We start from the raw sequence: 13,486 nt of genomic DNA, 5'->3' as shown, positions 1-13,486 counted from the left end.
CACATATCCGCCGTCGATCGGTAGGCCCGTGCACATGGTGGTTCGAGGCATCCCCCCAGCAGTATCGACTGCGACAGTGACCGGGGTCATAGCACCCCGATTCGAGAATTGATTTCGAGAGAGGTGCCGACCGTGTACGACTATGTCGTCGTAGGCGCCGGATCCGCCGGATCCGTGCTGGCGAGTCGATTGTCCGAGGACCGGCGGGTCCAGGTGGCCGTGATCGAGGCGGGGCCGCAGGACACGGCGGACGAAATCCATCTGCCGGTCGCATTTCCCTCTCTGTTCAAAAGTCCGCTCGATTGGGATTACGACACCGAGCCCGAAGCCGGGCTGCGATTCCGCCGCGCCTATCTGCCGCGTGGGCGTGTGGTCGGCGGGAGCAGCTCCATGAACGCGATGATCTACATTCGCGGAGCACGTGCCGACTACGACGGATGGGCCGCGGGCGGCGCCGACGGATGGAGCTTCGACGAGGTCCTTCCCTATTTCATGAAGGCCGAGGACAACGAACGCGGGAAGGACGCCTACCACGGCGTCGGCGGGCCGCTGGCGGTGAGCGAAAGCCGATCGCGGCATCCACTGGGCGACGCGTTCCTGCGCGCCGCCGAGCAAGCGGGCCACCTCCGCAACGAGGACTTCAACGGGTCCACGCAGCTGGGCGTCGGTCGCTATCAGGTGACACAGCGCAATGGCATGCGGTGCAGCGCCGCCGTCGGTTATCTGCACCCGGCCGCGTCGCGCCCCAATCTGACGGTGATCACCGGCGCGCTCGCCCATCGAGTCGTCATCGAGAACGGCCGCGCGACCGGTGTGGTCATCGGCCGGGACGGGAGCACGGAAGTGATCCAGGCCCGGCGCGAGGTTGTGCTCGCCGCGGGCGCATACGGATCGGCGCATCTGCTGCTGTTGTCGGGTGTCGGCCCGGCCGAACAGCTGTCGGCGTTCGGGATCGAGACGATCCGCGACCTGCCCGTCGGGCGGAATCTGCAAGACCATCTGTCGGTGTTCCTCAACTACCGCACCGATCGCGAGTCGCTGATGACCGCACTAACCCCGGAAAACCTCGCTCTGCTGCAGGAACAAGGACGCGGCCCGCTGACCTCCAATATCGGCGAGGCAGGGGGCTTCATCGAGACCCGCGGCGGTCTCGGGGGGCCCGACATCCAGTTCCACATGGCACCGGTGCTCTTCCACGGTGAAGGCATGGGGGCCGCGACGGAGCACGGATACGCCTTCGGCCCGTGCCTGATCAACCCGACGAGCCGCGGCGAAGTCACCTTGCGTTCCGCGTCCCCCGGCACGGCGCCACGTATCCAGCACAACTATCTCCAGACCGAAGAGGACCGCCAGAGCGTGATCGCCGGGCTGCGCAGCGCCCTCGGAATCGCCGACCAACCCGCGCTCCGGGAGCTCACCACCGGTGAATTCTCTACTCCCACAGGCGATTCCGATGCCGATCTGCTCGATTTCGCGGCTCGGACGGCGCAGACCCTGTACCACCCGACGTCGACCTGCGCGATCGGCGCCGTCGTGGACCCGCGATTGCGCGTGCTGGGATTGCGCGGTCTGCGCGTGGCCGACGCGTCGGTCATGCCGTCGGTAGTGCGCGGAAACACCAACGCTCCCACGATCATGATCGGCGAGAAGGCTTCCGACATGGTCCTCGAGGACGCCGAATCGGAAGGAACCGAAGCATGACCTCGACCGTGACGGTAACCGTCGGCGCCGCGGTCTCCGCACTACGGCGTGGTGAAGTCGAATGGGCGCGCACCGCGCTGCCCGCCCGGCGCCGACTGCTGGAGCAGATTCATGTCAACACGGCGCGGCATGCGCAGGAGTGGGTCGAGACCGCGGCCCGGATCAAGAAACTGACCTCGGATTCGCCCTTGCTCGGTGAGGAGTGGGTGAGCGGACCGTATTCCCTGCTGACCGGGGCTGCCGCGCTCGCGGAATCCCTGCTGGCATTGGAGGAGGGGCGCAGCCCGGTCGACGGATACCCGATGCGTCCCGCCCCCGGTGGCCGGACTGCCGTCGAAGTGTTTCCGCACGGAGTGTTCGACGCCCTGCTGCTCAACGGATTCCGCGCCGAAGTCTGGTCGCGGCCCGGCGTCGACGCCGAAACCGTTCGCGCCCGTGCGGGCCTGGGGCAGCGCACGCCGACCAGCACCGGCGGCATCGGCGTCGTCCTGGGGGCGGGCAACATCTTCTCGATCGCCCCTCTGGACGTGTTGTACCAGCTCTACGCGGACAACAGGGTGGTGGCGCTGAAGCTCAACCCGATCACCGATCCGCTACTGCCGGTGCTGGAGAAGATCTTCGCGCCAGCGATAGAGCGCGGATTCGTGCGCCTGATCACCGGCGGCCCTGAGGTCGGCGCGGCCCTGGTGCACCACCCGGATGTCGACGCCGTCCACATGACCGGCAGCGCGGCGACCCACGACGCCATCGTGTTCGGCACCGGAGCGGAGGCCGAACGGAACAAGGCGGCAGGCACGCCCAGACTCACGAAGCCGATCACCAGCGAACTCGGCGGTGTTTCGCCCACCATCGTGGTGCCGGGCCGATGGTCCAACGCGGACCTGCGCTTCCAAGCCGAGCACCTGGCGACGCAGCGCCTGCACAACAACGGGTACAACTGCATCGCCGCACAGGTGGCGGTGATCTCCGCGGATTGGCCGCAAAAGGAGCGGTTCCTCGCCGAACTCCGTGCGGCTATCGGCCGCGCGCCGCAGCGGCCGGACTACTATCCCGGATCCTCCGACCGTGTCGAGGCCGCCCGACAGAGCTACCCGCAGGCGCAAGTGATCGGCGCACGCACCCTCATCGAGGGCCTGACCCCGAATCGGCGCGAACCCGCTCTGCACACCGAATACTTCGCCCCGGTGCTCGGCGTGATCGAATTGCCCGGCGGCGACCCGGCCGAGTTCCTGGCGCGGGCGGTGCAGGTATGCAACGACGAGTTCGAGGGCACGCTCGGCGTCAACATCATCGCCCACCCGGCCACCATCAAACAGTTGGCCGACCGATTCGACACGGCCGTCACCGAACTGCGCTACGGCACGATCGCTGTCAACGCCTGGACCGGCCTGGGCTACCTCACCGCCCGCGCGTCGTGGGGCGCCTTCCCTGGGCACTCTCTGACCGATATCCAGAGCGGCATCGGTGTGGTGCACAACGCCTTGCTGATCGCCGAACCGGAACGAACCGTCCTGCGCGGGCCGTTCCGCCCCTCGCCTCGGTCGCTGCTGCACGGCGAATTCAGCCTGTCGCCGAAGCCGCCGTGGTTCGTCACCAACCGGACGGGCGCCACGACCTTGCGGCGTTTGACCAACTTCGCGAAGAAGCCCGGCGTCGCCCCGCTCGCGCCGATTTTCGCCTCCGCGCTGCGCGGCTGAAACCCATGAGACCAGCCCGGGCCCGGCGGCAACGTCGGCCCGGGCTCACCACCGCTCCCGTCGGCCGGGCATTCTTCGAGAAAGACGAGCACGAAATGACTTACCACGAGCACGACCTGCCGATGCCGAGCACCATGCAGGATGAACCCCTTTCCTTGGCGACGCTGCTGCGCTACGCCACCACCGTCCACGCCGATGCCACGGTTCGTACCTGGACGGGCAGCGGGTCGCGGGTACTGACCTACCGCGAACTCGGTGACCGGGCAGCCCAACTCGCGCACGCCCTCACCGCGCTGGGAATCGGCCGCGGCGACCGAGTGGGCACTTTCATGTGGAACAACAACGAACACCTCCTCGCCTACTGTGCCGTACCCGCCATGGGCGCGGTGCTGCACACCCTGAATATCCGTCTCTTCCCGGAACAGATCGCCTTCGTCGCGAATCACGCGGGGGACAAGGCGGTGATCGTCGACGGTTCGCTGGTGCCCGCCTTCGCGCAGGTGCTGCCGCAGTTGCGTACGGTCCGCCACGTCATCGTCGCCAACGGTGACGCGGCGGCGTTGCGCGCACCCGAGGATGTGGCGGTACACGAACTCGACACGCTGCTGGCCGGACATTCGTCCACGTTCGACTTCCCCCTGCTCGACGAACGATCCGCCGCCGCGATGTGCTACACCTCCGGCACCACCGGTGGCCCGAAAGGCGTTGTCTATTCGCACCGTTCGAACTGGCTGCACTCCATGCACGCCTGCACCACCGACGGCATGGGCATCAGGACGGGGGATCGGGTGCTGGCCATCGTCCCCTTGTTCCACGCCAACGCGTGGGGCCTGCCCTACGCCGCGCTCATGGTGGGCGCCTCGCTGGTGATGCCGGACCGCTTCCTGCAGCCGTCGCCGCTGCTGGAACTCATGGCAGCCGAACGCCCGAGTTTCGCCGCCGCCGTACCGACGGTGTGGAACGGTGTGCTCGCCGCGGTCGACGCCGCCCCGCAGGACCTCGGCCACCTGCGAGCGGTCGTGGTCGGAGGCTCGGCCGTGCCGCCGCAACTGATGCGCGCCTTCGAGGACCGCCACGGAGTGCGCATCATCCAGGCATGGGGGATGACCGAGACCTCGCCGCTGGGCTGCGTCGCGTGGCCGCCACCCGGAACCGAGGGCGAAGACGCCTACGCCTACCGGGTCACCCAGGGACGCTTCCCCGCTCCGGTGCAAGCGCGCCTCGTCGGCGATGACGGCACGGAGCTGCCCCGCGACGGAAAAGCCGTGGGGGAGCTGGAGGTTCGGGGGCCCTGGATCACCGCGTCCTATTACTCGCCGGATGCGGGCACGGTCGGCTCCGACGCGTTCCGTGACGGCTGGCTGCGCACCGGTGACGTCGGGACCATCACCGCCGACGGCTACCTCACCCTGGTCGATCGAGCCAAGGACATCATCAAGTCCGGCGGCGAATGGATCTCGTCGGTCGCGCTCGAGAACGCGATCATGGCGCACCCGGACGTCGTCGAGGCCGCCGTGTTCGGCGTACCCGACGAGAGATGGGACGAGCGACCGGTCGTCGCCGCCGCGTTGCGGGCCGGAGCGGAGGCGGACGCGGGCGTGCTGCGTGCGTTCTTGGCCGGTAGGACAGCGAAATGGCAACTGCCCGAGCGCTGGACTTTCCTGCCCGAAGTACCCAAGACCAGTGTCGGCAAATTCGACAAGAAAGCCCTGCGCGCCCGGTACTCGTCAGGCGAACTGGATATCGTCGTCATCGATTCGACCAGCACGCAGACGAACTCGGACAGCAGGGCGGGTTGATCGGCACAGGCTCGCCGACCCGGCTCCGCGCAGTCGCGAACCCATCACGGAGATGGCCGGCACCGCTGGGGTCATGCCCACGGCCACTGCCGACGTCGCCGCGAGGTCGAACGACCGTCGGCCATGGCGGCGTAGGTGAGGGAAGTGACCAGCCCGTACGCAAGATGTGGCACGAGATCACTGAGCCAGTCGGAACGTGTCCATCGGCGCGGATCGGAAACACCCAAGTTGAGAAGCGACAGCGCCGTGACGGACATGGCCGTGGCGGTATTGACCGTGCTGGCGGCGAGAATCGACGGCTGCCATCTCATGGAACGGGCGAAACCGTAGGCACAGCCGACCGAAACGCCGGTCCCCGTGCCCAGCAGCGCCCCCGCGCCGGAAATCCGGCTGCGCCGTTGTTCCTCGTCACCGGGCACCTGCACGCCCAACCTGTCGGTCATGCGCTCGACGCTCTGTTCGGGCGTGCGACTCGGTGGTCGGCCGCGCGCGATCATGTCGAGGAAGGTGACGGCGTTCAACGCGGTCGTGCCCGCGGCTCCCGCCGCGGCGCCGCGGACGATCGACTTCAGCATCGCTACACACCTCACATCGGCACGATCGTCTTCAGCCAACCGTCCTCGCGCCGGTCGAACGTCTCGTAGGCCTCGATGATCGAGACCGGGTCGGCGCGCTGGGTGATGAAGGCGGTCGGATCGATGTCGCCCCGGGCCACCCTGCCCAGCAGGCCGGGGACGTAGCGGCGGTGGTTGCAGTTGCCGCCCTGAACGGTGAGATTGCGGTTGACCACGGCGCCGATCGGGAAAGCGTCGAAATTCGGTGGATAGACTCCGATGACGCCGACGCTACCGGCTTTGGCGACTGCCTCGAGTGCCCACCGCGCCGCCAAGCTGGGCGCGTCGCCGGCCAACCACTGCGCGCCCTCGGTCCTGCCCTGCGGGGCCGCCTTCTCGCGCTCGGCTTCCAGCGTCGAATCCGAAACCGGAAGATTCTGTGCGGCCGGTCCGGACTTCGGGCGCTGGGCATCCACACCGACCGCGTCGATCACCCTGTCCACTCCGATACCGCCGGTCAGCTCGCGCACCGTTGCCACCGGATCCTCGGCATTGAAATCGATCGGCTCGGCGTTCTGCGCGCGAGCGGTCGCCAGACGATCGGCGATACCGTCGACGACCAGCACCCGTGCCGCGCCTCGACGCTTCGCTGCGGCGATCGCGCATTGCCCGACCACGCCCGCACCGAGCACCAGTACCGTGTCGCCCTGCCCGACTTGCGCCAATCGGGCGCCGAACCAGCCGGTCGGCAGCACATCGGAGACCATGATCGCCTGTTCGTCGGACACCGAATCCGGGACTTTCACCAGCGTCGTGGCGGCGAAAGGGATGCGCGCGTAAGCGGCCTGCAGCCCCGCGACGGGGCCTGTGCTCTCCGGTCCGCCGAAGAAGCTGGTTCCCGCCTGCGGTCCGTTCGGGTTCGCGGTATCGCACTGGGCGAAGTAGCCGGCACGACAGTAGGAGCAGGTCCCGCATGCGATGGTCGAGCACACTACGACCCGATCGCCCTGGCTGAAACCGCGCACCGCCGCCCCGGTCTCCTCCACCACTCCGACAGCCTCGTGCCCGAGCACTGTTCCCGGCTGCATGCCCGGCATCGTGCCGCGCACGAGATGGAGATCGGTACCGCAGATAGCCGAGGTCGTGATCCGCACCAGCGCATCGGTCGGTTCCACAATTTTGGGATCATCGACTTCGTCGAGCCGGATATCTCCCACGTCGTGCCACACCACTGCCTTCATCGAAGCACCCTCCTCGCCGTCAACCTGCAGAGCGCACACCCATCCGCTCGACTCGCGATGCGGAGATCACGACGGCTGGAGTGGATCGTGTCCGAGTGACATCAGATGCCTGCGCCAGTCGTCTCTGCCCGCGCGCGGCTCGCGCTCTGCTTCCGCACCGCGCGCCGCGGTGATTTCGTCCACGGCCCGGCGCATCACCGCGATGTCGTCGGCATCGAGGTCGGTACGACGTTTGCCGAGAACCGCAAGGATGCGCCGGCCGATCTCCGGCCCCGCGCGATCGGGTTCCGTTTCGGTGCCGGTATCGGCGCCTTCGGTGCGCAGCCAGTCGCGCAACTGCCGGGACGACATATTGACCAGGCGGTGGAATTCCTCCCACAGCTCGTCGTCGATGACGGTTTCGGCCATGGCTTCACCTCCAGTCGGTTGTCCCAACGGACGCGTGGCGACTACCCGGGCCTGGGTCGGCCAAACCACCGTTCGGAGCGTATTCCGAACGCACTCGCGTATTCGGATTCGTGAACGCCGAACCGGGTACGCGCCGGATGTGTATGGCATGAATCTCAGAGAAATAGCGCAACGGCGGGGCCCGTTCGTCTCGCTCTGCGTCGACGCCTCGCACAACACCGAAGACGCCGAGCAGCAAAAAGCGTTACGGTGGCGCTCGATCCGCGAGCAATTGGCCGCCCAGCACGTTCCCGAGAAGACGCTGACGCTACTCGACGACGCGATCAGCAAAGTCAAAGCGGAGAAAGGGCGTGCAGGCCGCCTGCTGATCGCCGATTCGGACAGCGTCCTGGTCGATCACATGCTCGCCGAGCCGCCCGCACGCGAGACAGTGCGGGTGTCGGCGCTTCCGTATCTGTTGCCTCTCATCGAGCAGCAGTCCCGTGAGGTGCCGCATGTGATCGCGGTCGTCGACCGTGTCGGCTGCGATCTGTACGGCGTCGACGAGGACGAGAACCTGATCGAGATGACCGCCGAAGGCACCGCGCATCCGGTGCACAAGATCCATCACGGCGGAGGGTGGGCACACCTTTCGATGCAGCGCCGGGTAGAGGAAGTGGTCCGCCGGAACGTCGGGGAGGTCGCCACGGCGGTCCGCGATCTCGCGGATCGCGTCGGAGCGCAGGTCATCGTGCTGGTCGGTGAGGTCGGCGCCCGCGCAGCGCTGGCGAAGGCACTCGATTCGCCTACCGCTCGGATCGTCGAGGTCGAGGCCGGTGCCCGGGCCGCGGGTGCGGACTCCGCCGCGCTGGAAGCGCAGGTGCAGCAAGCGGTGCGGACGCAGGCACGGCAGCACCAGGGACAGGTCGTCGAGCAACTGAATACCGCGCGGGGCAGGGCCGACGGCCTGGCCGTCGAGGGGCTGCCCGAGACGGTCTCGGCGCTGCTGGCGGCGAACGCCGATACTTTGCTGATCGATCCGGACACCGTGGGGGACCGATCCGTCGAACTCGATCCGGAATTGCTTCGCGGCATCACCGCGGCGCAGTGGATCGATGATGCGACATCGTCCAGCGCCTACCGCGCGGACGAAGCGTTGCCGGTGGTCACATTGCTGCAGGGTGGCTCGATCGTGCCCGTCGAAGGTGCTGTCGTACCCCGGGAAGGCGTCGCCACCCTTTTGCGCCACCGCTAGCGCGCCGGTGTCCAGCAACCGCAACAGGAGAAGATCCCATGGAACGAGGAAATAGCAAGCACGGTCCCGTACACGACGACGAGTTGGCCCACGAGTTGGAAGGCACGATACGAGGCAATCGTTCCAGCCGAGCAGAAGAGTGGCATGATCCCGAGCCGCCGGCCGACGACGACACCCTCATCAACGAACAGGTGCAACGGACCGAACATCCGTAGCACCTCGAACTGAACCATCGAATTCGCCGGACCCGCGAACGCTGGAATCCAGCAGTGCGGAATGGTGGGCGCACGCATGTTTCCGCGGTTCGAGGTTGCATCTTGTACCTGGGTACGGGCTTACCGTGAGGGCATGATGATCACGCCTCCCGCCGGGGATTGGGTACCGGACTCGTGCACGCTGCCCACCGTTGAACAGTCGGTACGAGTCGCTGAGTTCGACCGGTTCTTCGCCGAATCGGTGCGGCGCACGGATCGGCCCGCGCGCACGCGACTGGATCTCTTACTGGCCGCCGGCGCGGAGGAGGAGGGCCGTGACCTCGCCGCACGCGAGTCCGGTTGCTGCTCGTTCTTCACCTTCGGCTTCGACGCCACCGAGGACGGTCCGGTGATGCGTATCGCCGTTCCCGACAATCAGGCCGCGGTCCTCGACGCGCTGGCCGCGCGGGCGGACGCCTGGATCGGCGGCGATCGGCGTTGACCGGATTGCGCACCGGCGAGCTGGCCGCGGCCGCCGGGGTGAACACTCAGACGTTGCGGTACTACGAGCGGCGCGGTCTGCTCGCCGAACCGCAGCGGTCTCTCGGCGGGCATCGACTGTATCCGGAGCGGTCCGTCACGGTGTTGCGTGTGATCAAGGCGGCCCAGCGGCTGGGGTTCACCCTCGACGAGGTCGCCGAGCTTTTGGCCACCACCCGATCGGGTCGCCGTACTGCTGTCGGGCTACAAGCGCGCGCGGCGGCCAAATTGGCCGAGATCGATGCGAAACTCACCGAGCTGACCGCAGTGCGCGACACCCTGCATGCCGCATTGGACGCAGGTTGTGACGACTTGCTTGCCTGCAGCGAAAGCCCTTGCTGCCCAGTACCGTTCACCTCCGACTCCGCCGGCGAAGGAGTCGAGTGTGGGTGCTGAGCGCACGCGGACGCGACGCTGGTGGGTACCGATCGGGCTGGGCGCGCTTCTGTGTGTCGGATGCTGCGCGCTTCCAGTCCTGGTCGCCGCCGGAATCTTCGGCGGCGGGGTGGCGTTGGTGAGCATTTCGTGGCTGGAGTCGCTGGGCATCGCCCTTATTGTCGCCGGTGCGATCGGTCTGCTGTGGACCCGCGCCCGGCGCGCCGGATGCACGACCACCTCTGGGCATTGCGCGGATGCGGGATGCGGCTGTGGCACGGGCGCGTCACTTCGAATTCGCCGCGCTTTTCGAACGACGGCTGGCTGTGCCGTGCCTGGTGCGTTCGGTGATGACGTGACCTGCGGCTTTGACCGTGGCGAGTACGGGTGTCACTTCCAGTGTTCGAATGGCGTCGTCGCTGCCGAGGCGGCGGGTCAGGTAACGGTGCAAGGCGCTGGGATTCGGGCACATCGCCTGGGCCACAAGGTTACTCGGACCGGTGGTGGCGAGCACGAAGGCGAGTTCGGGATGCCGCGCCAACTCGAGGCCGACCTGGTCGAGCCGTGCGGGAGCGACCGACATCCACAGCAGTGCCTGGGTGGTGGCGCCGAACAGGGTGTCGTCGGCCTGGACATCGAAGAAGATCTCGCCCTGCGCCCGTAGATCGGCCAGGCGGCGCGCGACCGTCGCCGGGGACCATCCGGTGGCTGCCACCAGCTCGGCCAGCCCGGCCCGTCCATCGGCTTGCAGCGCGGACAACAGGGCATCGTCGGCGCTGGAGAGCCCGCGTGCGGACAGCGCGTCGTGATGGGGTGGTGTGAGTTGTCGCTGCTGGCGCTCGGTGAGCGTTGCGACTTGTCCGTGCCACGGCGTCGGACCGCCCAAATAGGTGTGGAGCACATAGTGAGCCGACACGGTCGTGATGCCGGCGGTGCGGGGGATCTCCTGCAGCAGCAGCGGATGTGCCGCGTCCGCCTGGTGCGGCATGCGAAGGATGAGAAGGATTTCCGTGCCACCCGACAGGAGTTTGATCCACGAGGTGTCGGGACGTCGGGCGAGGGAATGAGCGAGTGTCCGGGCTGCCGTCGTGGTGGCGCCGAGGCGGACCAGCCAGCGGGTGTGGTCGTCGCGGTCGAGACGGCTCAGCCCGACCACCCGCAACCCGGCCTCGGCGCGCAGTCGCCGGTAGCGCCGGGCCACCGTCTGCGTCGACACACCGAGCACCGTGCCGATACGGCTGAACGGTGCGCGGCCATCGATGTGCAGCGCATGGACGATGCCCCGGTCCAGCTCATCTATCACGGTCATTTCTTTCAGCATTCCGTCTTCAATGGAAAATTTCCACCGATATCTCCCTGTGGATGGAGCCGGCGAAGGCTCCGGGCCGATGCTGGGTCCCGTCGTCGGACAGGACGCGACGACAACGATCCACTGAAGGGACTCTCATGATTCTGGTTACCGGCGCCACCGGCACTGTCGGCCGCTCGCTCGTCGACCGACTCGTCGCCGCGAAGGTGCCCGTGCGCGCGATGACCCGTCGGCCCGCCGCCGCCGGTCTTCCCGCTGCCGTCGACGTCGTCGCGGGCGACTTGGGTGATCGCGGCAGCATCGCCGCGGCGCTGCGCGGGGCGGACCGCGTGTTCCTGCTTTCCACCGGCCCCGACATCCCAACCCACGACGCGAACCTGATTCGCGAAGCCACACGCGCCGATGTCGCGCACGTCGTCAAGCTGTCCTCCGGGCGTACCGGCGACGACACCGCGACCGACCCCATCCCGAGCTGGCATCGCCGCGGTGAACAGGCACTGCGCGACAGCGGCATTCCGTGGACGATCCTCGGCCCGCTCGGGTTCATGGCCAACGCATTGCACTGGGCCGACTCGATCCGGAACCGCGACAGCGTGTTCGCCGCCTATGGTCACGGCCGCATCGCGGTCGTCGACGAACACGACATCGCCTCCGTCGCCGCCACCGTGCTCACCACCGACGGTCATGACGGGCGAACCTACCGGCTCAGCGGACCGGAGGCTTTGACCCCCGCCGAGATGACCGCCGTACTCGCCGACGTGCTGGGCAGGCCGCTACGGTTCCTGGAAGTCGAGCCCGCCGCCGCCCGTCAGGCGATCTTGGACCACGGACTTTCCGAGATCATGGCCGACGCCATCATGGCACTGCGCGCCACCGCACTGGAGTCGTTCACCTCCGTCGTGCATCCGACGGTGCAAGAAGTCACCGGCGTGCGGCCGACCTCGTTCCGCGAGTGGGCCACCCGACACCTTGCCGACTTCGCGCCTGTGTGACAGCGCGTGCACATCTCGATTCCTGGCGTTTCAGATTTTCGTGCGGCGTGTCGCGGAAGGTCAGCCCGCAGCGCCGGATTTGAATGCAGGCTGGCTGGTCGACAAATGCCGCGAACTACTGGAGGTAGAAAATCGTGATCCGGCGGTTTCTTTTGCCCGGCAGCAGGCGCAGCGGTGCGATCGGCGGTGTGGCACTCGGGCTGTTCTTGGCGACGACGGCCACCGCGCAACCGCTGTATCCACTGCCCGATCCGGACCCGTTCTATGCCGCCCCGGCGAATCTGGCGGCACACGAAGCAGGGGATGTGCTGGGTGTGCGGGCACTGCCTGCGCTGGCGATCTTCCCCGCAGCCACTGTCACGCTGGTCAAGTTCCGGTCTACCGACTCGCATGGAGCGCCGATCGCGGCGACTACGACGGTTCTGACTCCCTTCGCCCGACAGACCGGCGGGCCGCTGTTGTCGTATCAGCATTTCATCAACGCGCTCGGCACCGGCTGCGCGATATCGCACAAGCTGTACAGCGACGATCTGAACCTGGTGGCGACCACGCCGATCTTGAACGTGGCGCTGGCGCAGGGCTGGACTGTGGCGCTGCCGGACCACCTCGGACCGCAGTTCGCTCTCGGGGCAGCGCGTTTGGGTGGCCAGGTCGTATTGGACGGCATCCGTGCGGTGAAGCGGCTACCCGCACTCGCCGTGGAGCACAGCCCCGCGGTCATGGCCGGTTATTCCGGCGGTGGCCTGGCCACCGCATGGGCGGCCGCGTTGCAGCCGACATACGCACCGGAGCTGAAACTCGCGGGTGCGGCCATCGGTGGTGCCCCGATGAATCTGATGACGATGGCCGAGACACTGGGCCTGGACCGGCACCCCTCGTTCGGGTTGGCCATGGCGGCGGCGATCGGTCTGGAGCGGGAGTACCCGGACCGACTGCCGACGAGCTCGTATCTCAACCCGCGCGGCCTCGCGGTAGCTCAGGACATGGCCAACAGTTGCAGCAACGACATCCTCACCGCGGGCGTCGACGGCAGCGCTCGGGAGTACCTCGACAACACCTCGATCGTCGACAGCCGCGAAGCCCGTTCGGTGGTGGAGGAGAACAGCCTGGAACTCTATCCCGGGATGCCGGAAAACCCGATCCTCGAATGGCATTCGCCGAAGGACCAGCAGATTCCCCTCGGTGCGATCGAGAATACCGTCCGCCGCTGGTGCGCGGCCGGGGTGCGGGTGCAGACGGTGCTGGTGCCGTCGGTTGAACTGCCCTCCGCGCTGGAACATTTGGCTCCTGCGGTATTGGGTGCGCCTGCGGTGCTGCTGTGGCTCGAAGGCCGGGCCCGCGGCGAGCTCGCCCCTACCAATTGCTGACATCGACGCCCACGTAGCGAAGCGGAACTGCGGCAGATGGCCGCCGAACGCCGTGGGCGGATGGCCCCTGGCCGG

At 67.5% G+C, this 13,486-nt stretch carries 13 protein-coding genes; 9 read left to right on the top strand and 4 right to left on the bottom strand.

The window, feature by feature from the left end; translation table 11 throughout:
* Positions 1–132: 132 nt before the first annotated feature.
* From ABZ824_RS18055 to ABZ824_RS18045, 3 genes are all read left to right on the top strand, one after another.
* Positions 133–1,701 (top strand): GMC family oxidoreductase N-terminal domain-containing protein, encoded by a 1,569-nt coding sequence (locus ABZ824_RS18055; protein WP_356964250.1) that lies wholly within the window; start codon positions 133–135, stop codon positions 1,699–1,701.
* Positions 1,698–3,398, top strand: coding sequence for an aldehyde dehydrogenase family protein (locus ABZ824_RS18050; protein ID WP_356964249.1), 1,701 nt, complete (start codon positions 1,698–1,700; stop codon positions 3,396–3,398). Before ABZ824_RS18055 ends, ABZ824_RS18050 begins: the two co-directional genes overlap by 4 nt.
* A 122-nt stretch (positions 3,399–3,520) precedes the next feature.
* Positions 3,521–5,197, top strand: a complete 1,677-nt coding sequence (locus ABZ824_RS18045) for a long-chain fatty acid--CoA ligase (protein ID WP_356964562.1) — start codon at positions 3,521–3,523, stop codon at positions 5,195–5,197.
* Positions 5,198–5,268: 71 nt separating this feature from the next.
* Here the strand turns inward: ABZ824_RS18045 and ABZ824_RS18040 are convergent, their stop codons facing one another.
* The 3 genes from ABZ824_RS18040 to ABZ824_RS18030 all read right to left on the bottom strand — a co-directional run bounded on the left by ABZ824_RS18040 (position 5,269) and on the right by ABZ824_RS18030 (position 7,400).
* Positions 5,269–5,772 (bottom strand): hypothetical protein, encoded by a 504-nt coding sequence (locus ABZ824_RS18040; protein WP_356964247.1) that lies wholly within the window; start codon positions 5,770–5,772, stop codon positions 5,269–5,271.
* Positions 5,773–5,783: 11 nt separating this feature from the next.
* A complete protein-coding gene (locus ABZ824_RS18035; protein WP_356964246.1) occupies positions 5,784–6,992 on the bottom strand; it encodes an alcohol dehydrogenase catalytic domain-containing protein in 1,209 nt (402 codons plus the stop codon).
* A gap of 66 nt (positions 6,993–7,058) precedes the next feature.
* Positions 7,059–7,400 carry a DUF3140 domain-containing protein gene (locus tag ABZ824_RS18030; protein ID WP_356964245.1) on the bottom strand — a complete coding sequence of 114 codons (342 nt, stop codon included), beginning with the start codon at positions 7,398–7,400 and terminating at the stop codon, positions 7,059–7,061.
* A gap of 148 nt (positions 7,401–7,548) precedes the next feature.
* On the opposite strand from ABZ824_RS18030, the gene ABZ824_RS18025 reads away from it, so the two are divergent.
* The 4 genes from ABZ824_RS18025 to ABZ824_RS18010 all read left to right on the top strand — a co-directional run bounded on the left by ABZ824_RS18025 (position 7,549) and on the right by ABZ824_RS18010 (position 9,764).
* Positions 7,549–8,634 carry a Vms1/Ankzf1 family peptidyl-tRNA hydrolase gene (locus tag ABZ824_RS18025; RefSeq protein ID WP_356964244.1) on the top strand — a complete coding sequence of 362 codons (1,086 nt, stop codon included), beginning with the start codon at positions 7,549–7,551 and terminating at the stop codon, positions 8,632–8,634.
* 38 nt (positions 8,635–8,672) lie between these two features.
* The gene (locus tag ABZ824_RS18020) at positions 8,673–8,849 is read left to right on the top strand and encodes a hypothetical protein (RefSeq protein WP_356964243.1); all 177 of its coding nucleotides are present in this window, start codon (positions 8,673–8,675) and stop codon (positions 8,847–8,849) included.
* 133 nt (positions 8,850–8,982) lie between these two features.
* Complete coding sequence (locus ABZ824_RS18015; RefSeq protein WP_355073828.1) at positions 8,983–9,330, top strand: hypothetical protein; 348 nt, start codon at positions 8,983–8,985, stop codon at positions 9,328–9,330.
* A gap of 5 nt (positions 9,331–9,335) precedes the next feature.
* On the top strand, positions 9,336–9,764 hold the full coding sequence (locus tag ABZ824_RS18010; RefSeq protein WP_356964560.1) for a MerR family transcriptional regulator: 429 nt from the start codon (positions 9,336–9,338) through the stop codon (positions 9,762–9,764).
* 265 nt (positions 9,765–10,029) lie between these two features.
* On the opposite strand, the gene ABZ824_RS18005 is transcribed toward ABZ824_RS18010, so the two are convergent.
* A complete protein-coding gene (locus tag ABZ824_RS18005) occupies positions 10,030–11,052 on the bottom strand; it encodes an AsnC family transcriptional regulator (protein ID WP_356964242.1) in 1,023 nt (340 codons plus the stop codon).
* Positions 11,053–11,189: 137 nt separating this feature from the next.
* Between ABZ824_RS18005 and ABZ824_RS18000 the strand changes: the two genes are divergently transcribed.
* On the top strand, positions 11,190–12,044 hold the full coding sequence (locus tag ABZ824_RS18000; protein ID WP_356964241.1) for an NAD(P)H-binding protein: 855 nt from the start codon (positions 11,190–11,192) through the stop codon (positions 12,042–12,044).
* A gap of 134 nt (positions 12,045–12,178) precedes the next feature.
* Positions 12,179–13,411 carry a lipase family protein gene (locus tag ABZ824_RS17995; protein ID WP_356964240.1) on the top strand — a complete coding sequence of 411 codons (1,233 nt, stop codon included), beginning with the start codon at positions 12,179–12,181 and terminating at the stop codon, positions 13,409–13,411.
* Positions 13,412–13,486 lie beyond the last annotated feature (75 nt).

It is taken from the genome of Nocardia sp. NPDC047038 (assembly GCF_040644075.1).
Classification (GTDB): domain Bacteria; phylum Actinomycetota; class Actinomycetes; order Mycobacteriales; family Mycobacteriaceae; genus Nocardia; species Nocardia sichangensis.
Note: the sequence above shows the minus strand (reverse complement) of the source record. Positions and strands in the feature narration are given on the sequence as shown.

Excerpts from the sequence above, each read along its gene's own strand:
- ABZ824_RS18050 (WP_356964249.1), top strand. The coding sequence starts at position 1,698 with ATGACCTCGACCGTGACGGTAACCGTCGGCGCCGCGGTCTCCGCACTA.
- ABZ824_RS18045 (WP_356964562.1), top strand. The coding sequence starts at position 3,521 with ATGCCGAGCACCATGCAGGATGAACCCCTTTCCTTGGCGACGCTGCTG.
- ABZ824_RS18040 (WP_356964247.1), bottom strand. The coding sequence starts at position 5,772 with ATGCTGAAGTCGATCGTCCGCGGCGCCGCGGCGGGAGCCGCGGGCACG.
- ABZ824_RS18035 (WP_356964246.1), bottom strand. The coding sequence starts at position 6,992 with ATGAAGGCAGTGGTGTGGCACGACGTGGGAGATATCCGGCTCGACGAA.
- ABZ824_RS18030 (WP_356964245.1), bottom strand. The coding sequence starts at position 7,400 with ATGGCCGAAACCGTCATCGACGACGAGCTGTGGGAGGAATTCCACCGC.
- ABZ824_RS18025 (WP_356964244.1), top strand. The coding sequence starts at position 7,549 with ATGAATCTCAGAGAAATAGCGCAACGGCGGGGCCCGTTCGTCTCGCTC.
- ABZ824_RS18020 (WP_356964243.1), top strand. The coding sequence starts at position 8,673 with ATGGAACGAGGAAATAGCAAGCACGGTCCCGTACACGACGACGAGTTG.
- ABZ824_RS18015 (WP_355073828.1), top strand. The coding sequence starts at position 8,983 with ATGATGATCACGCCTCCCGCCGGGGATTGGGTACCGGACTCGTGCACG.
- ABZ824_RS18005 (WP_356964242.1), bottom strand. The coding sequence starts at position 11,052 with ATGACCGTGATAGATGAGCTGGACCGGGGCATCGTCCATGCGCTGCAC.
- ABZ824_RS18000 (WP_356964241.1), top strand. The coding sequence starts at position 11,190 with ATGATTCTGGTTACCGGCGCCACCGGCACTGTCGGCCGCTCGCTCGTC.